The organism is Wenxinia saemankumensis (assembly GCF_900141735.1).
Lineage (GTDB): Bacteria > Pseudomonadota > Alphaproteobacteria > Rhodobacterales > Rhodobacteraceae > Wenxinia > Wenxinia saemankumensis.
The window spans coordinates 213,109-231,151 of record NZ_FQYO01000004.1 but is presented as its reverse complement, the minus strand read 5'-3'; the positions used below and the strand labels follow the sequence as shown (position 1 = coordinate 231,151).

Sequence of the window (18,043 nt, the reverse complement as noted above, 5' to 3'; positions counted from 1 at the left end):
AGGGCGCCCCGCGGGGCGCCCTTCTTCGTTTCCGGCAGATGTCCGGGTCCAGCTGCTCAGAGCCAGTCGCGCAGGATGGGAATCAGAGGCAGGTCGGCGGGCGGCATCGGGTAGTCGCGCAGCCGGTTCACGCGCGCCCAGGCGAGGCGCTGCCCCTCGCGCCCCTCGGGTGTGCCCTGCCAGCGGCGGCAGGCGAAGAGGGGCATCAGAAGGTGGAAGTCGTCGTAGGAATGCGAGGCAAAGGTGAGGGGGGCGAGGCAACTCTCGGCTGTATCGATCCCCAGCTCCTCGCGCAGCTCGCGGATCAGCGCGGCCTCGGGGGTTTCGCCCGCCTCGACCTTGCCACCCGGGAATTCCCAGAGCCCGGCGAGGGACTTGCCCTCGGGGCGCTGCGCGAGAAGGACGCGCCCGTCGGGATCGACGAGCGCGACGGCCGAAACGAGGACGACCCTCATCAGGAGCGGTAATCGGCGTTGATGTCGATGTAGCCGTGCGTCAGGTCGCAGGTCCAGACGGTCGACCGCCCCGAGCCGAGGCCGAGATCCACGCCGATCTCCAGTTCCTGCCGTTTCATGTAGGCGGAGGCGTCCTCTTCGGAATAATCAGGCGCGCGCCAGCCGTCCCGCGCCACCTCGATCTCGCCGAAGCGGATCGAGAGCCGGTCGCGGTCGGCCCGCGCGCCGGACTTGCCGACGGCCATGACGATCCGGCCCCAGTTCGCGTCCTCGCCCGCGATCGCGGTCTTGACCAGCGGGGAGTTCGCGATGGACATCGCCACCTTGCGCGCATCGGCATCGTCCGCCGCGCCGGTGACATTCACCTCGACGAACTTCGTCGCGCCCTCGCCGTCGCGCACCACCTGCTTCGCGAGATCCAGCATCACGCCGTGCAGCGCCTTGGTGAAGGCGGCGCTGCGGGTCACGTCGACGCCCGAGGCGCCGGTCGCCGCCATCAGAAGCGTGTCGGAGGTGGAGGTGTCGCTGTCGACCGTGATCGCGTTGAAGGTGCGGTCCGTCAGCTCGCGCAGGGTGGCCTGCAGCGGCCCGTGCGCGATTCTGGCGTCCGTGAAGAGGTAGACCAGCATCGTCCCCATGTCGGGCGCGATCATTCCGCTGCCCTTGGCGATGCCCATGATGGTGACCGGATGCCCGTCGACGATGATGGTCGTGGACGCCCCCTTGGGGAAGGTGTCGGTCGTCATGATGGCGCGCGCCGCCTCTTCCGCGCCAGTCACGCTCAGCTTCTGCGCCAGCTCGCCCAGCTTGGCGGCGATCCGGTCGTGCGGGAGGGGCTCGCCGATGACGCCGGTGGAGGAGGTGAAGACGCGGTGCCGGTCGATGCCGGTCACCGTCTGCACCGCCGCGGCCAGCGTCTCGACCGCCTCGACCCCGGCACGGCCGGTGAAGGCGTTGGAATTGCCGGAATTGACGAGGATCGCGGCGCGCCCCGTGGCGGGCCGGCCGTTCTTCGCCTCGCAATCGAGGACGTTGGCCGAGCGGGTGGAGGAGCGAGTGAAGGTGCCGGCGATCACCGACCCCTCCGCCAGCTCCGCCAGCATCACGTCGGTGCGGTCCTTGTACTTCACCCCCGCCTTGGCGGTGGCGAAGCGCACGCCGCCGACCACCGGCAGCGAGGGGAACGCGGCGGGCGCCAGCGGCGAGACCTTCGTCATCGGATCACGGCTCCAGCAGGTCGAGATTGTTCAGCACGGCCGGGTCGAGCTCGCCCGTCTCGGCCATCTCGATCTCCGCCTCGCCCATGAGCGCGTCGATCCGCTCCTGCAGCGCTTCCTGCTGGATCGCGCTGGCGATCTCGCCCTGCACTTCCGTCAGCGGGGGCGGCTCCTGCTCGCGCGTCTCGTTCAGCAGGACGACATGGTAGCCGAACTGGGTCTGCACCGGCTCGGACACCTCGCCGACCTCGAGCCCGCTCACAGCCTCCTCGAAGGGGGCCACCATCATGCCGGGGCCGAACCAGCCGAGATTGCCGCCGTTCATGCCGGAGCCGGGGTCGATGCTGACCTCCTGCGCCACCTCGGCGAAATCCTCGCCGCCCTCGAGCCGGGCGATCACGTCCTGGATCTCCTCCTCGGTCTCGACGAGGATGTGGCTCGCGTTCCATTCCGTGACCGGCTCTGCGGCACCGAACTCTTCCTCGTAGCGCTGCTGGATGGCCTCGTCCGTGACGGCGGTGTCGACGATGTCGGTCACCGCCTCGCCCGCCAGCAGGGCGCGGCGCTGGTTCTCGAGCGCGTAGTCGACGCGGGCGGGCACGCCCTCGACCGTCTCGGACAGAAGCTGCTGCTGGATGATCTGGTCGAGCACGCCCTCGAACAGCACGTCGGGCGGGAATTGCTGGTATTGCTGCGGCAGCTGTGCGCGCGCGATGATCATCTGGCCCAGCGTGATGTCGGTGCCGTTCACGGTCGCGATGACCGTGGCGGGATCGGCGGTCGGCATCTCGGCGGGCGCGGCGGCCTCGCCCTCGGGGGCCTCGGCCTCGTCCTGCGCGGCGGCGGGCAGAGCGGCGGCGAGCGCGAGCGCCGAGACCGCGAGCGTGGCGGTGATGCGGGTCATGGAAATCCTCCTCGGCCGCCAGTCCAGCAAGGGGCCGGGAGGCGACGTTGACTATGTGTCGGGCGGCCCTTATCTCCCGCGGATGGTGCCGCGAGGGCCGGTCTTGGCCCCTACTTAGGCGTGCGCAACGGGGGCGACAACCGTCCCGCGCCGAGGCGCCGCCACAGCCGGAGAGAGACCTCATGCTCGGATTGGGAAACATCGCCAGGAAGGTGTTCGGCACCCCCAACGACCGCAAGGTCAAGGCGACGGCGCCCATCGTCGAGCGGATCAACGCGCTGGAGGACGAGTTCCGGGCGCTGACCGACGAGGGCCTCAAGGACCGCACGCAGGCGCTGGCGCAGCGCGCCATGGGGGGCGAGAGCCTCGACGACCTGCTGCCCGAGGCCTTTGCCAATTGCCGCGAGGCGGCGCGCCGCGCGCTGGGCCTGCGGGCCTTCGACGTGCAGCTGATGGGCGGGATCTTCCTGCACCAGGGCAACATCGCCGAGATGAAGACGGGCGAGGGCAAGACCCTCGTCGCGACCTTCCCGGCCTATCTGAACGCGCTGACCGGCAAGGGCGTGCATGTCGTCACCGTGAACGATTACCTCGCAAAGCGGGACTCGGAGTGGATGGGCAAGGTGTTCGGCGCGCTCGGTCTGACGACCGGCGTCGTCTACCCGCAGCAGCCCGAGGCAGAGAAGAAGGCGGCCTATGCCGCCGACATCACCTACGCCACGAACAACGAGCTCGGCTTCGACTACCTGCGCGACAACATGAAGTCCGACCTCGGCCAGATGAACCAGCGCGGCCACAACTTCGCGATCGTCGACGAGGTGGATTCGATCCTCATCGACGAGGCGCGGACCCCGCTCATCATCTCGGGGCCCGCGCAGGACCGCTCCGACCTCTACAAGGCGATCGACGAGCTCGTCCCCTCCCTCACGGAGGAGCATTACGAGATCGACGAGAAGACCCGCCGCGTCGGCTATACCGACGAGGGCAACGAGTTCATCGAGGCCCGGCTGCGCGAGGCCGGCCTGCTGCCCGAGGACCAGTCGCTCTACGATCCGGAATCGACGACGCTGGTCCACCACGTCAACCAGGGCCTGCGCGCGCACAAGCTGTTCCAGAAGGACAAGGACTACATCGTCCGGAACGACGAGGTCGTCCTGATCGACGAGTTCACCGGCCGGATGATGGCCGGGCGTCGCCTGTCCGACGGTCTGCACCAGGCGATCGAGGCGAAGGAGAACGTCGAGATCAAGCCCGAGAACGTCACCCTCGCGAGCGTGACCTTCCAGAACTACTTCCGCCTCTACGACAAGCTCTCGGGCATGACCGGCACCGCGCTGACCGAGGCCGAGGAATTCGCGTCGATCTACGGTCTCGGCGTGGTCGAGGTGCCGACGAACCGCCCCATCGCCCGCCAGGACGAGGACGACGCCGTCTACCGCACCGCCAAGGAGAAGTTCGACGGCATCGTCGAGGCGATCCGCGTCGCGCACGAGAAACGGCAGCCGATCCTCGTCGGCACCACCTCGATCGAGAAGTCCGAGACCCTCTCGCAGCTGCTCACGCAGGCCGGGATCAGACACAACGTCCTGAACGCCCGCCAGCACGAGCAGGAGGCGCAGATCGTCGCCGATGCCGGCAAGCCGGGCGCGGTGACCATCGCCACGAACATGGCCGGCCGCGGCACCGACATCCAGCTCGGCGGCAATGTCGAGATGAAGGTGCTGGAGGCGCTCGCCGCCGATCCCGAGGCGGATCCCGACGCTCTGCGCGCCCGCATCGAGGAGGAGCACCGCGCCGACAAGGAGGCCGTTCTCGCCTCCGGCGGGCTCTTCGTGCTCGGCACCGAGCGGCACGAGAGCCGGCGCATCGACAACCAGCTACGCGGCCGGTCGGGCCGGCAGGGCGACCCGGGCCGGTCGTCGTTCTTCCTCTCGCTCGAGGACGACCTGATGCGGATCTTCGGGTCCGAGCGGCTGGACAAGGTCCTGTCCACCCTCGGCATGAAGGAAGGCGAGGCCATCGTGCACCCCTGGGTGAACAAGAGTCTCGAGCGCGCCCAGGCCAAGGTCGAGGGGCGCAACTTCGACATCCGCAAGCAGCTGCTGAAGTTCGACGACGTGATGAACGAGCAGCGCAAGGTGATCTTCGCCCAGCGCCGCGAGATCATGGAGGCGAAGGACATCTCCGAGATCGCCGAGGACATGCGCCACCAGGTGATCGACGATCTCGTCGCCCAGCACATGCCCGCCCGGTCCTATGCCGATCAGTGGGACGTGGACGGCCTGGCCGAGGCCGCGCGGACCGAGCTCGGCCTCGACGTGCCGGTCGCCGAATGGGCCGCCGAGGAAGGGGTCGAGGACGAGATCGTCCGCGAGCGGCTCGAGACCGCCTCGGACGAGATGATGGCCGAGAAGGTGCAGGCCTTCGGCGAGGAGACGATGCGCTCGGTCGAGAAGCAGATCCTGCTCTCGACCATCGACAAGAAGTGGCGCGAGCATCTGCTGACGCTCGAGCACCTGCGCTCGGTCGTGAACTTCCGCGGCTACGCGCAGCGCGACCCGCTGAACGAGTACAAGACCGAGAGCTTCCAGCTCTTCGAGAGCCTGCTGGACGGGCTGCGCGCCGACGTCACCAGGCAGCTCGCCAACATCCGCCCGATGAGCAAGGAGCAGCAGGACGCGCTGGTCCAGCAGCTGATGCAGCAGCGCGCCCGCGCCGGCGCCGCCGGAACACCGGCCGACGGAGGACAGCCCGCCGGCACGCCAGGCGGCGCCCCGGCGGCCCCGCGTCCCGCCGCCGCCCCGGCCGCGGCGCCCGCCACGGCCGGCGCGCTGATCGGCGCCGGGACCGAGGCGATGCGCGGCCCCGACGGCGAGACCGCGACCGCGCCCCGCCCGGGCTTCGACGAGAGCGACCCCGCGACATGGGGCACGCCGGGTCGGAACGATCCCTGCCCCTGCGGGTCGGGCAAGAAGTTCAAACATTGCCACGGCGCGATCTAGGATTGTGGCGGATCGGGCGACAACGCCCGGTTCGCGCCACAAAGCCGTCGCCGCATTTCCCCCGAATCCGCGCCCTCGGGCCATGACGCTCGGGCAATCTCATCCGCGATCTTGCTGGATTGGGGAATCGGGCGATGGGACGGCTTCGCAAATTGGCTGCTGCCGGCGCGACCTTCGCGGTCGCCCTCGGCATCGGCTTCGTGATGCAGAACGAGGGTGTCCTCGCCGCGCGGTTCGGCGCGGATGATCGCATGCCGTCCGGGCAGGACGAGGCCGCTGCCCCCGGCGGGCGGGCCGTCTTCGGGATGGAGATCACGGCCATGGCCCCCGGCGTCGATCCCCGGGCCGCCGCCGCCCCGCTCGTCGACGAGCCCCCCACCATGGCGCCGGCGGAGATCGTCGGTCACATGGCCGATCCGGCCGGGATGGGCCTTCCCGGGCATGCCGTTCCCTTCGCCGGGACGGACCTGCCCCCGCTGCAGGCGGATTTCTCGTCCGACACGCCGATGATGGCGCCCGACATCCCCGGCGGCGCCCGGCCGGAACGCGCGCCCAGCCTGGAAGAGGTCGAGGCACTCTACGGCGGTGCCGAGCCTGATGACCCGTCCGTCGACGTCCCGGAGGACGCGGCCGGCCCCGGGATCGTCTTCCGCCCCGTTCCGCAGGGGGCCGCCCCGGCCCCCGCCGCCGGGGATGCCGACCCCGCCGCGGACGGGGACACCGCCCTGCCGCCGACCGGAGCCGGGCCGGACCTCCCCGCCGCCCGGCCCGCCTCGCCTCCGGAAGTGCCCGCCACGGGGTCCGTCACGGAGGACCAGCCGGTGCCCGCGACCGCCGCGTCCCGGGGCTGCGCGCCCTCGCTGGTGGCCGAGACCCGCCCGGCGGCGATGGTGGCGCTGTCGCTCGACGCGCCGTGCCACGCCAATGCCGTCGCGACGATCCACCACCAGGGCATGATGTTCACCCTCGCCCTCGATCCGGAAGGCCGCGCCCAGGTCACCGTGCCGGCCCTGGCCGAGACCGCGGTCTTCATGGCCGATCTCGGCGATGCCGATGGCCTCGCGGCGCTGCAGGTGCCCGAGATGGCGTCCTACGACCGGGCCGTCCTGCAATGGCAGGGCACGTCCGGTCTCGCCCTGCACGCGCTCGAGGACGGGGCGGCCTATGGCGGGCCGGGACATGTGTCGCGGGCGACGCCACGCGCCCCCGAAGCGGCGCTGGCGGGGGAGGGCGGCTTTCTCACGCTCCTCGGCGACGGGATCGCGCCCGAGACCTACCGCGCGGAGGTCTATTCCGTCCCCGCAGCGATGAACCGCGCCAGAAGCGTCGCCCTGAACGTCGAGGCGGTCGTCACCGAGGCGACCTGCGGCCGGCCGGTCGCCGCGCAGACCCTGCAGGTCGCCCCCGGCATGGCGCCGCAGGCCCGCGACCTGACGATGACGCTGCCGGAATGCGAGGCGGTGGGCGAGTATCTGGTGTTGTCAAATCTCCTGCAGGACATGACACTCGCCATGAGATGACGAGCAGGCTTTTCGGTCGGCCCCTCGCGGCCTGGACAGGCGCGGCGATCTTCGCCGCGCTTCTCTTTTGCGCGTCGGCGCTCACGGCCCAGCCCGTCAGCCTCCGCCTCGGCGGGATGGAGCTGTCGGGCGAGGCGGTCGGCTATGACGGGACCTATCTGCGGGTGATGACGCCGGGCGGCGAGGTGACGATCGACCTGCGCGGCGCGGATTGCGAGGGGCCGGGCTGTCCCGGGGCGGACTGGATCGCGACCCTGCGCCTCTCGGGCACGCCGCGTCTCGGCGAGGTGATCCTGCCGGCCCTGGTCGAGGGCTATGCGAGATCGCGCGGGTTCTCGGCCGACCGGACCGAGGGGGCGGAGGGCGCGGTCTACACGCTGCGCGACGCCGAGACCGGGGCCGGCTTCCTGTCCGTCGCCTTCACCGTGAAACCGACGGAAGAGGGGTTCGAGGACCTGCTCGCGCGACGGGCCGACGGGGTCATGGCCGCCCGCGTTCCGACGGCGGCCGAAGTCGCGGCGGCCGAGGCGGCGGGGCTCGGCGCGCTGGACGGCCCCGGCCGGGTCCGCGTTCTCGCTCTCGACGGGCTGGTCCCCGTCGTAGCGCCGGGCCAGGCGGCGCGGCGGCTGACCCTGGCGCAGCTTGCCGGGATCCTCGGCGGCACGATCCGCCGCTGGGAGGAGCTGGGCGGCACCGGGCCGATCACCCTGCATCTCGCGGCCGAGAATGCCGGCCAGGTCGAGGGGATCGCCCGGCGGCTGGGGGTCGGCATGGTGGCGGCGGCCGTCTCGCATGACGGCGTCGATTCGGTAAGCGCGGCGGTGGCGGCCGATCCCGGCGGGCTCGCGCTGGTGCCGCTGGGCGAGACGGGATTCGCCGTACCACTGGCGCTGGAGGGCGCCTGCGGGATCGTCATGGCGCCCCGTCCCGGGGCCATCCGGACCGAGGACTACCCCCTTTCGACCCCGCTCATGCTGTTCCTGCCCGAGCGGCGACAGGCCGTGCCGATCCGCGACTTCCTCGCCTGGCTGCCCAGCCCCGAGGCGCAGCTCGTCCTGCGGCGGGCGGGGGTACTGGGCCTGTCGGCCGTACCGATCCCGCTGGCGGAGCAGGGAGAGCGGCTGGCCGCGGCGATCGCCGCGGCGGGCGAGGGCACTTCTCTGGCCGACCTGCAGGACATGGTCGGCTTTCTGCGCGACAAGACGCGGCTCTCGCCGACCTTCCGATTCGAGGAGGGGCAGATCGCGCTCGACCCCGTCTCGCGGTCGCAGTTCCTCGCCCTCGTCGCGGCGATCCGCGAGGGGGAGCATGCGGGCCGGGCGCTCTGGCTCGTGGGGTTCAGCGACGGGCTCGGCTCTGCCCCGCGCAACGTCGCGCTGTCCGAGGCCCGGGCCGAGGCGCTGGCCGCCTCGATCCTGGCCGCGCTGGGCGGCGAGATCCCGGAGGGGACGGGGCTGAACGTCGCCGCCTTCGGCGAGGCGCTGCCGCTGGCCTGCGACGACACCGCGCTGGGCCGGGCGCTCAACCGCCGGGTGGAGCTCTGGGCCGGTCCGCCCGGCTGATCACAGCAGCCCCTCCGCCCGGAAGGACAGCTCGCGCGAGCGACCGACGACGATGTGGTCGTGGATGGTGATCCCCAGCGCCTGCGCCGCCGCGTCGATCCGGCGGGTCATGTCGATATCCGCCTGGCTCGGGGTCGGATCCCCGGACGGATGGTTGTGGACGAGGATCAGCGCCGTCGCGTTCAGCTCCAGCGCCCGCTTCACCACCTCGCGCGGGTAGACCGGGACGTGATCGACCGTGCCCTTCGCCTGCTCCTCGTCCGCGATGAGGACGTTCTTGCGGTCGAGGAAGAGGATGCGGAACTGCTCCACCTCGCGGTGCGCCATGACCGTATGGCAGTAATCGATCAGCGCTTCCCAGGAGGAGACGACCTGCCGGCCCATGACTCGGGCGCGCGCCATGCGGTGCGCCGCCGCCTCGACCAGGCGGAACTCGCAGAGGACGGCCTGCCCGACCCCCTTCACCTGGGCGAGGCGGCTGTCCGGGGCGGTGAGGACGCCGTTCAGGTCGCCGAAGGCGTCGATCAGGGCGCGGGCGAGCGGCTTGACGTCCTGCCGCGGGATCGCGCGGAACAGGATCAGCTCCAGCAGCTCGTAATCCGGCATCCCCTTGGCCCCGCCCGCCATGAAGCGCGCGCGCAGGCGTTGGCGATGATCGGCGAGATAGGAAGGAACCCTGGTCCCCCGGACGGGACCCGGCACCTCGTCCCCGGCCAGGTCGGGAAAGGGCAGGGGGCTCTCGGCGAAGGCATCGGACATGGGTCCGAGATTGCGCCGGGCAGGGTTAAGCCGGGGTTAATCCGCCCGGTCGCCGCGTTTGGCCCGGCGCCTGTCGTAGGTGACGACCCGCCAGAGATAGAGCGCGACGATCCCGACGACGATGGCGGTGGAGATCGGGTTCAGCCAGGCCTCGACCGCCTCGTAGCCGCTTTCCAACCAGTAGCCGAGGCCGGCGAGCAGCGCCGTCCAGGCGACGGTCCCGACCGCCGAATAGCCGAGGAATTTCGGCAGCCCCATCCCGTTGATGCCTGCGGGGACCGAGATCAGCGTGCGGACCGTGGGGATCAGGCGCCCGATCAGGACGGCGATCCCGCCATGCCGGTCGAACCAGCCCTGCGCCTTTTCCAGCTCCTCGGGCGAGATGCCGACCCAGCGGCCATGCCTCTCGGACAGGCGGCGCAGGCGGTCCATCCCGAACTTCGCCCCGATCCAGTACCAGAGCGCCGCCCCCGCCAGCGAGCCGATGCTGCCGGCGAGGATGACGAGGATCAGGGACATGTCGCCGCGCGCGGCGTTGAACCCCGCCAGCGGCATGACGAGTTCGGACGGGATCGGGGGAAAGACGTTCTCGAGGAACATCAGGAGGCCGACGCCGAACGCGCCCATCGAATCGATCCAGCCGGTGATCCAGTCGAACATGGGGGCCTCGCGCTTGACGTCAGCGGTTTAACGGAACCGGTGGAGCGGGGTTCCGACAAGAGGGCGGACCGGTGCCGGTGCCGGCGTCACGCCCCGCCGGGGGGCGGAGCGTCGGTGCGCGGCGGTGTGCACCGCGCCGGGGTACCGGAGCGCCCATGAGCCGGGGAAACGCGATGCGTTTCCGGACTCCGCCTCACCCCTTCATCGAATCCCAGAAGCTCTTCACGTTCCTGAAGAAGCCGGCGCTCTGCGGATTGTTCTCGGCCGAGATCTGCTCGAACTCGCGCAGCAGGTCTTTCTGCCGCCCGGTGAGATTGACCGGCGTCTCGACGCCGAGCTCGATGAACATGTCGCCGAACTCGCGGCCCCGGATCGCGGGCATGCCCTTGCCGCGCAGGCGCATCTGCCGGCCGTTCTGGCTGCCCTCGGGGATCTTCACACGCGCCTTGCCGCCGTCGATCGTCGGCACCTCGATGTCGCCGCCCATCGCGGCGGTCACCATCGAGACGGGCACCTTGCAGAACAGGTTCGTCCCCTCGCGCTGGAACAGCGCGTGCTCGCGCACCTCGAGGAAGATGTAGAGATCCCCCGTCGGTCCGCCGCGCAGCCCGGCCTCGCCCTCGCCGGCGAGGCGGATGCGGGTCCCGGTCTCCACCCCCGGCGGGATGTTGACGGAGAGGGACTTCTCCTTCTCGACCCGGCCGGCGCCGTGGCAGACCTTGCAGGGGTTCTTGATCGTCTGGCCGAGGCCGTTGCAGGTCGGGCAGGTCCGCTCGACGGTGAAGAACCCCTGCTGCGCGCGCACCTTGCCCATGCCGGAACAGGTGGGGCAGGTCTGCGGCTCGCTCCCGCCCTCGGCGCCGTTGCCGTCGCAGGCGGTGCAGGGCACGGCCGTGGGCACCTGGATCGTCTTCTGCAGGCCGGAATAGGCCTCTTCCAGCGTGACGCGAAGGTTGTAGCGCAGGTCGCTGCCGCGCGTCGCGCGGGCCCGGCCGCCGGCGGCCCCGCCGCGCTGGCCGCCCATGAAATCGCCGAAGAGGTCGTCGAACACGTCCGAGAACGCCGAGGCGAAATCGCCCTGGCCGCGGAATCCGCCCGCGCCCCCGGCGCCGCCCGGACGGCCCCCCATCCCGCCCTCGAAGGCGGCATGGCCGAACCGGTCGTAGGCCGCCTTCTTGTCGGCGTCCTTCAGGACGTCATAGGCCTCGTTCGCCTCCTTGAACTGGGCCTCGGAGGCGGGATTGTCCTTGTTGCGGTCGGGGTGAAGCTCCTTCGCCTTCTGGCGATAGGCCTTCTTGATCTCGTCGGCCGACGCGCCCTTCGAGACCCCCAGCACCTCGTAGAAATCGCGTTTCGCCATACTGGTCGCGTCTCCTGTCGTTCAATGAAAAGACCGGCCCGGGTCGCGGGCCGGTCTCCTCTCGTTCCGGTCAGGCCGCGTTACTGGCCACGCTTGTCCTCGCCGAGGTCCTCGAAATCGGCGTCGACGATGTCGTCGTCGCCCTGATCCGAGGCCTTGGGCTCGTCCGAGCCGCCATCCTCTTCGGACTGCGACTTGTAGATCGCCTCGCCCAGGCGCATCGACGCTTCGGTGACGTTCTGGATGCCGGAGCGGATCTTCTCCGGCTGCTCGCCGTCCAGCTCGTCCTTGAGCGCCGCGATGGCCAGCTCGATCGCCTCGACGGTGGAGGGGTCGACCTTGGAGCCGTGCTCCTCGATCGCCTTCTCGGTCGAGTGGATCAGGCTCTCGGCCTGATTGCGGGCCTCGACCAGCTCGCGCCGCTTCTTGTCGGCGTCCGCGTTCTCCTCGGCGTCCTTCACCATCCGCTCGATGTCGTCGTCGGACAGGCCGCCGGAGGCCTGGATGGTGATCTTCTGCTCCTTGCCGGTGCCCTTGTCCTTGGCGCTGACCGACACGATGCCGTTGGCGTCGATGTCGAAGGTCACCTCGATCTGCGGCATGCCGCGGGGCGCGGGCGGGATCTGCTCGAGATTGAACTGGCCGAGCATCTTGTTGTCGGCCGCCATCTCGCGCTCGCCCTGGAAGACCCGGATCGTCACGGCCGACTGGTTGTCCTCGGCGGTGGAGAAGATCTGGCTCTTCTTGGTCGGGATCGTCGTGTTGCGGTCGATCAGCCGGGTGAACACGCCGCCCAGCGTCTCGATGCCGAGCGACAGCGGCGTCACGTCGAGCAGGACCACGTCCTTGACGTCACCCTGCAGCACGCCCGCCTGGATGGCGGCGCCCAGCGCCACGACCTCGTCCGGGTTGACGCCCTTGTGCGGCTCCTTGCCGAAGAACTTGGTCACTTCCTCGACTACCTTCGGCATCCGGGTCATGCCGCCGACGAGCACGACCTCGTCGATGTCGCCCTTGGAGAGGCCGGCATCCTTCAGCGCGTCCTGGCACGGCTTCATCGACTTCTTGATGAGGTCCGCGACGAGGCTTTCCAGCTTGGCCCGGGTCAGCTTCATCACCATGTGCAGCGGCTGGCCGCTGGAGCCCATCGAGATGAACGGCTGGTTGATCTCGGTCTGGGTGGAGGAGCTGAGCTCGATCTTCGCCTTCTCGGCCGCTTCCTTCAGGCGCTGAAGGGCCATCTTGTCGGCCGTGAGGTCGACGCCGTGCTCCTTCTTGAACTCGTCGGCGAGGTAGTTGACGATCCGCATGTCGAAATCCTCGCCCCCGAGGAACGTGTCCCCGTTGGTCGATTTCACTTCGAACAGGCCGTCGTCGATCTCGAGGATGGTCACGTCGAACGTGCCGCCGCCGAGGTCGTAGACCGCGATCGTCTTGGTGTCCTTCTTGTCGAGCCCGTAGGCCAGCGCGGCGGCCGTCGGCTCGTTGATGATGCGCAGCACCTCGAGGCCGGCGATCTTGCCGGCATCCTTGGTCGCCTGGCGCTGGGCGTCGTTGAAATAGGCCGGGACGGTGATGACCGCCTGCTCGACCTTCTCGCCCAGATAGGACTCGGCGGTCTCCTTCATCTTCTGCAGGATGAAGGCGGAGATCTGGGACGGGGAGTATTTCTCGCCGCGGGACTGGACCCAGGCGTCGCCGTTGCCGCCGTCGATGATGGTGTAGGGGACGAGCTTGCGGTCCTTCTCCACCTCGGCATCGGTCGTGCGGCGGCCGATCAGGCGCTTCACGGCGAAGATGGTGTTGTCGGGGTTGGTCACCGCCTGCCGCTTAGCGGACTGGCCGACGAGGCGCTCGTCCTCGGTGAAGGCGACGATGGAGGGCGTGGTGCGCGCCCCTTCGGAATTCTCGACCACGCGGGGCTGCGAGCCGTCCATGATGGCGACGCAGGAGTTCGTCGTGCCGAGGTCGATGCCGATGACTTTGGCCATTCTTCAAATCCCTCTCTTAAGGCGGTCTGAGCGGCGCGGGGCCCACATGGGCGAGGCACCCCGGCCTGTATGGGTGTTCAGCTCTGGTTCCTTGGGCGGGGCGAGGTGTCTCTCCCTGCCGACTGGCCGTATATAGGGAGGCGGTCTTGGGCCTGCAACACGCCCGGCCGACGAGTTTGTGACATTTTTGCCGCGGCGCGGCACGGGGAGGGAATGGACGGGGAAAGCCTTGATTTGCGAGGGGTTCGGCTCTGGCCCGGCCTGCTGGACCAGCCCGCGCAGGAGGCGATGGTCGCCGATCTGCGCGCCGTCGTCCGGGCGGCGCCCCTGATCCGCCCCGAGACGCGGCGCGGGCAGAAGATGAGCGTGCGGATGACCTCGGCCGGGGCCTTCGGCTGGGTGTCGGACCGGCGCGGCTACCGCTACGAGCCACGCCATCCCTCGGGCACGGACTGGCCGCCCATCCCCGCCTCGATCCGTGCCGTCTGGGACCGGGTGTCCGGCAGCGGGCGGGCGCCCGAGAGCTGTCTCGTCAACTTCTACGACGCGGATGCCCGGATGGGGATGCACCAGGACCGGGACGAGGCGGACATGGATGCCCCCGTCGTCTCGATCTCGCTCGGCGACGAGGCGCTGTTCCGGATCGGGAACATCGAGCGCGGCGGCCGGACCGAGAGCGTGCGCCTGCGCTCGGGCGACGTGATCGTCATGGGCGGCGCGGCACGTCTGATCCATCACGGGATCGACCGGATCTATCCCGGCACCTCGACCCTGTTGGAGGGGCCGGGCCGGATCAACGTGACCTTGCGGGTGGTGACCTGAGGGGTCGACCGATCGGCCCGCGACGGCGGCGGCAGAGGCTGTCGTCGCCGCCGCCTTTCAGAAGTTGCCGTCCAGGGTGCAGCAGCCGGCCTGCACCTCCGACCCGTCGGGCGCGTCGTTGAACAGCATCGCCCGCCAGCCGTATTCCCGGTCGCTCATCCCGTCGGAGCAGGCGCCGCGCATGACCGTCAGGGTCCGGTTCAGGGTCGGCCCTTCCTCGAACGTAGCGAGATAGCCGTTCGGCGCCGTCCGGGCGGAGAGGAGCGAGAGGAAGCGGTAGCCGGTCCCGGGGGAATCGTATTCGTCGCCGCGCAGCGTCATGTTCAGCGACCAGAACGGCTCGGTCCCGCCGCAGTTCAGCGGGCGGGGGATCTCGGCCGGGTCGGTCTCCTGCGCGGCGAGGTAGCGCATGGAGACCCAGCCGTTCCCCTCCGGCAGGCCGACGAGGCCCCAGCTGCCGTCCGGTGTCGTGCGCAGCACCTCGACGTTCATGGCGTAGGGAAAGTAGCTGTCCAGGATCGGAGAGGAGGCGTCGGGCTCGGCCCGGATGTTCAGCCGGTCGTCGTCGGCCACGCCGGTGACGGAATACTGCGCGGGGAAGGGCCCGGCCGACATCTGCGCCGGGGCCGGCCCCGCGATCAGCCCGGCCAGCGACCCGGCCAGCAACCCGGCCCGCAGCGCCGCCGCGATCCGGCGGCCGGTCATCGCGCCGCCCCCCAGCTGCGCGAGGCGTGGCGTCGGGTGTAGAACTCGCCCATCAGGCCGACCATGAAGAGGCCCAGCGTCACGTAGACGGGGTAGCCGATCGAGGTGTTGTGCGGGTTGTAGTTCAGGAAGACGAAGCCCCGGCACTGGTCGATGATGTGGAAGAGCGGGTTCCACGAGAACAGGACCAGCATCGAGACCGGCAGCGAATTGGCGACGAACATCTTGCCGCTGAAGATCATGTTGGCCCGCCCCCAGACCGACGATCCGATCTGCGTGACCTCCGGCGCCCAGGGCTTGATCGCGGTGAAGATGAGCCCGATCGCGAGGCCGCTGAACCAGGCGAGCAGCAGCATCCCCGCCGCCCCGGCCCAGTCGTCGATCACGACCGGCGTGACGAGCACGTGGTAGAAGAACAGCACCACCGCCAGCGACAGGACCTGGATGTAGAGCGCCGACAGCGCGGCCGCGGTGATCGTGATCGCGGTGTTCAGCGGCAGGTGCTGCATGATCGAGCTGGCGGGCCCCTCGGCCCGGACCACGGCGCCCATCGTCTTTGTATGGGTCAGGAACAGGAAGATGCCGGAGAGCAGGTACAGCATGAAATCGCCCCGCAGCGCGGCGCCGCGGGCGCCCAGCAGGGTGAACATCAGGTAGAAGGCCAGCACGAAGGTCAGGGTCTGCACGATGTTCATCGCCAGCCCGGCGAGGGCGTTGCGATGGGACTTGCGGATGTCGCGCACCGTCGTGTGGTAGATCAGCTCCAGCAGGCCGAGGGCCGTCCTGGTGCCGGAGCGTGTGCGTCTCGCCTCGAACATCGCGCCTCGCCGTGCTGTCCCGGTGTCGCATGCTGCCATGCGGAGCTTGCCGTTCCGTTGCCGCCCCAGCATAAGGTCCGGGCACCCGCCGGGCAATCGCGCCCGCCTCACTTCCCCCGGGCGACAGGATTTTTCCCATGGATCATGGCAAATTGGCCGAGACGATGCGCCGCCTCGCGCTCGAGGCCGGGGCGAGCATCATAAAGATCTACGGCGCCGACGATTTCGAGGTGAAGACCAAGTCCGACGCCTCGCCCGTGACCGAGGCGGACGAGGCCGCCGACGCCCTGATCTCCGCCGGGCTGCGCGCGGCCTTTCCCGACGTGCCGCTGGTGACCGAGGAACAGGCGGGCACGCACGACCTGTCCGTTTCGACCTTCCTGATCGTCGACCCGCTCGACGGGACGAAGGAATTCGTGCAGCGGCGCGGCGACTTCACCGTCAACATCGCCTATGTCGAGGACGGCGTGCCGGTGCGCGGCGTGGTCTATGCCCCCGCCAAGGGCCGGCTCTTCTACACCGATGCAAACGGCGTCTCGGTCGAGGAGACCGGGGATCACGATCCCGCCGCCGCGGGGCCGACCGCGCCGATCCGCGTCTCGTCCCCCGACAACGCGGCGCTGATGGTGGTGGCGTCGAAATCGCACCGCGACCAGGCGACCGACGACTACATCGGCAAGTACGCCGTGCGCGACATGACCAGTGCGGGGTCCTCGCTGAAGTTCTGCCTCGTCGCGACGGGCGAGGCGGATCTGTATCCCCGCCTCGGGCGGACGATGGAATGGGACACCGCCGCGGGTCACGCCGTCCTGGCCGGGGCGGGCGGCGCCGTGGTGCGGTTCGACGACCACACGCCGCTGCGCTACGGCAAGGACGGGTTCGCCAACCCGTTCTTCATCGCGCACGCGCCGGGCGTCGACCTCCGGCCCGCCTGATGGCATCGGCCCCGGCAGGCGTGGCCGGGGCGCGGGTCAGCGTCGTCGTCGTCAGCCGGGGCAGGCCTCGGGCCCTGCTCCGCGCGCTCTGCGGGCTGTCGCAGCTCCTTCATCCCGCCTTCGAGGTGATCGTGGTCGCCGATCCGGCCGGGCTGGACGCGATCGCGGCCTCGCCCCGGGCCGGGGCGGTGAAGGCGGTGCCCTTCGACGAGCCGAACATCTCGGCCGCGCGCAATCTGGGACTCGCGCGGGCGGCGGGCGGCATCGTCGCCTTTCTCGACGACGACGCGGTGCCCGAGCCGACCTGGCTGGACCGGCTGGCCGCGCCCTTCGCCCGGGGCGATGTCGACGCGGCCGGCGGGGCGGTGCGCGGGCGCAACGGCATCTCGTGGCAATGGCGGGCCAGCGTGATCGAGGCGTCCGGCCGGACCGTCCCGCTGGCCGCCGGGAGGCGGACCAGCACGTTGACGGGCCGCCCGGGGCGGGGCGGCAAGACCGAGGGCACGAACATGGCGTTCCGCCGTGACCTCCTCGCAGCGATGGGCGGCTTCGACCCGGCCTTCCGCTTCTATCTCGACGAGGCGGACCTGAACCTGCGGCTCGCCGCCATGGGGCGGACGATCGCCTTCGTGCCGGGAGCCGAGGTGCATCACGGCTTCCTGGCCAGCGCCCGGCGCCGCGCGAACCGGGTGCCGACCGACCTGACCGAGATCGGCGCCAGTCTCGCCGCCTTCCACCTGCGGCACGATCCGCGCGCCGATCCTGCCGGTCTGCTGGCGGCAGAACTGGCGGCGCAGCGGGCGCGGCTGCGCCGCCACGTGCTGCACGGCCGGCTGACGCCCTGGGGCGCGCGGCGATTGCTGCGGGGGCTGGCGGCGGGCTTCGCCGCGGGGCTGGACCGGGCGCCCCACCCGCTCCCCGCGATCCCGCCAGCCACCGAGGCGTTCCGGCCGTTCCCGACCGCGACAGGCGCCCCGGTCCTGCTGACCGGGCGCCTCCTGTCGCGGCGGCGGCTCCTGCGGCGGGCGGAGGCGCTGGCCGCGGGGGGCGGGCGGCCGACGCTGGTCGTCCTGTCGCGCACCGCGCGCCCGTGGCGGGTGACCTTCCTGCCGCCCGGCATCTGGCTGCATCGCGGCGGCATCAACGGCCCGTCCGAGCGGTCGCAGCCGCTCTGGCGCCGGGCCGGGCTGCAGCAGCGGCTGCGGGAGGAGCGGGCGCGGATCGCCTCGCAGCGCGGGCTCGACTGACGCGGCGGGCCTTTCCCCGCCGTCAACAAGTTGCGACAATTTCGACATATCGCCATGATTGTGCCCGGTCCCGGGCCTAGGGACCG

15 protein-coding genes are annotated in these 18,043 nt (G+C 70.4%); 6 read left to right on the top strand and 9 right to left on the bottom strand.

The genetic code is table 11. The features are described 5' to 3' along the window. Nucleotides 1–56: 56 nt before the first annotated feature. Genes mutT through BUE30_RS12175 form a run of 3 tightly spaced genes read right to left on the bottom strand, consistent with a single transcriptional unit; the run spans nt 57 to nt 2,576 of the window. Nucleotides 57–455 carry an 8-oxo-dGTP diphosphatase MutT gene (mutT, locus tag BUE30_RS12185; protein ID WP_073330953.1) on the bottom strand — a complete coding sequence of 133 codons (399 nt, stop codon included), beginning with the start codon at nt 453–455 and terminating at the stop codon, nt 57–59. Continuing rightward, nucleotides 455–1,672 (bottom strand): bifunctional glutamate N-acetyltransferase/amino-acid acetyltransferase ArgJ, encoded by a 1,218-nt coding sequence (gene argJ / locus BUE30_RS12180; protein WP_073330949.1) that lies wholly within the window; start codon nt 1,670–1,672, stop codon nt 455–457. Before argJ ends, mutT begins: the two co-directional genes overlap by 1 nt. A 4-nt stretch (nt 1,673–1,676) precedes the next feature. After that, nucleotides 1,677–2,576: a peptidylprolyl isomerase gene (locus BUE30_RS12175; RefSeq protein ID WP_073330944.1), complete on the bottom strand. Its 900-nt coding sequence runs from the start codon at nt 2,574–2,576 to the stop codon at nt 1,677–1,679. A gap of 182 nt (nt 2,577–2,758) precedes the next feature. On the opposite strand from BUE30_RS12175, the gene secA reads away from it, so the two are divergent. The 3 genes from secA (at nt 2,759) to BUE30_RS12160 (ending at nt 8,660) form a co-directional block, all read left to right on the top strand. Next, nucleotides 2,759–5,578, top strand: a complete 2,820-nt coding sequence (gene secA, locus BUE30_RS12170; protein WP_073330940.1) for a preprotein translocase subunit SecA — start codon at nt 2,759–2,761, stop codon at nt 5,576–5,578. 134 nt (nt 5,579–5,712) lie between these two features. Beyond that, nucleotides 5,713–7,098: a hypothetical protein gene (locus BUE30_RS17825; protein WP_170865641.1), complete on the top strand. Its 1,386-nt coding sequence runs from the start codon at nt 5,713–5,715 to the stop codon at nt 7,096–7,098. After that, nucleotides 7,095–8,660 (top strand): substrate-binding domain-containing protein, encoded by a 1,566-nt coding sequence (locus tag BUE30_RS12160; RefSeq protein ID WP_083601373.1) that lies wholly within the window; start codon nt 7,095–7,097, stop codon nt 8,658–8,660. The genes BUE30_RS17825 and BUE30_RS12160 overlap by 4 nt, the downstream gene beginning before the upstream one ends. Here the strand turns inward: BUE30_RS12160 and radC are convergent, their stop codons facing one another. The 4 genes from radC to dnaK form a co-directional block, all read right to left on the bottom strand. Continuing rightward, the gene (gene radC / locus BUE30_RS12155) at nt 8,661–9,419 is read right to left on the bottom strand and encodes a RadC family protein (RefSeq protein WP_073330933.1); all 759 of its coding nucleotides are present in this window, start codon (nt 9,417–9,419) and stop codon (nt 8,661–8,663) included. It lies immediately after the preceding gene. A 36-nt stretch (nt 9,420–9,455) separates the two neighbouring features. Further along, nucleotides 9,456–10,079 (bottom strand): DedA family protein, encoded by a 624-nt coding sequence (locus BUE30_RS12150; protein ID WP_073330929.1) that lies wholly within the window; start codon nt 10,077–10,079, stop codon nt 9,456–9,458. Nucleotides 10,080–10,272: 193 nt separating this feature from the next. Next, on the bottom strand, nt 10,273–11,439 hold the full coding sequence (gene dnaJ / locus BUE30_RS12145) for a molecular chaperone DnaJ (protein WP_073330924.1): 1,167 nt from the start codon (nt 11,437–11,439) through the stop codon (nt 10,273–10,275). A gap of 80 nt (nt 11,440–11,519) precedes the next feature. After that, the gene (gene dnaK, locus BUE30_RS12140) at nt 11,520–13,430 is read right to left on the bottom strand and encodes a molecular chaperone DnaK (RefSeq protein ID WP_073330920.1); all 1,911 of its coding nucleotides are present in this window, start codon (nt 13,428–13,430) and stop codon (nt 11,520–11,522) included. 213 nt (nt 13,431–13,643) lie between these two features. On the opposite strand from dnaK, the gene BUE30_RS12135 reads away from it, so the two are divergent. Beyond that, a complete protein-coding gene (locus BUE30_RS12135) occupies nt 13,644–14,252 on the top strand; it encodes an alpha-ketoglutarate-dependent dioxygenase AlkB family protein (RefSeq protein WP_073330916.1) in 609 nt (202 codons plus the stop codon). A gap of 57 nt (nt 14,253–14,309) precedes the next feature. On the opposite strand, the gene BUE30_RS12130 is transcribed toward BUE30_RS12135, so the two are convergent. Both BUE30_RS12130 and BUE30_RS12125 read right to left on the bottom strand, forming a co-directional pair. Next, on the bottom strand, nt 14,310–14,957 hold the full coding sequence (locus BUE30_RS12130) for an SH3 domain-containing protein (protein WP_073330912.1): 648 nt from the start codon (nt 14,955–14,957) through the stop codon (nt 14,310–14,312). Next, nucleotides 14,954–15,775, bottom strand: coding sequence for an ABC transporter permease (locus BUE30_RS12125; protein ID WP_073330907.1), 822 nt, complete (start codon nt 15,773–15,775; stop codon nt 14,954–14,956). Before BUE30_RS12125 ends, BUE30_RS12130 begins: the two co-directional genes overlap by 4 nt. Before the next feature lie 137 nt (nt 15,776–15,912). Here BUE30_RS12125 and cysQ point away from each other — a divergent pair, with 137 nt between their 5' ends. Together cysQ and BUE30_RS12115 are read left to right on the top strand one after the other, a co-directional pair. Further along, nucleotides 15,913–16,710: a 3'(2'),5'-bisphosphate nucleotidase CysQ gene (cysQ, locus tag BUE30_RS12120; RefSeq protein ID WP_073330903.1), complete on the top strand. Its 798-nt coding sequence runs from the start codon at nt 15,913–15,915 to the stop codon at nt 16,708–16,710. Continuing rightward, nucleotides 16,710–17,957, top strand: a complete 1,248-nt coding sequence (locus BUE30_RS12115) for a glycosyltransferase family 2 protein (RefSeq protein WP_073330899.1) — start codon at nt 16,710–16,712, stop codon at nt 17,955–17,957. Before cysQ ends, BUE30_RS12115 begins: the two co-directional genes overlap by 1 nt. Nucleotides 17,958–18,043: the final 86 nt, after the last annotated feature.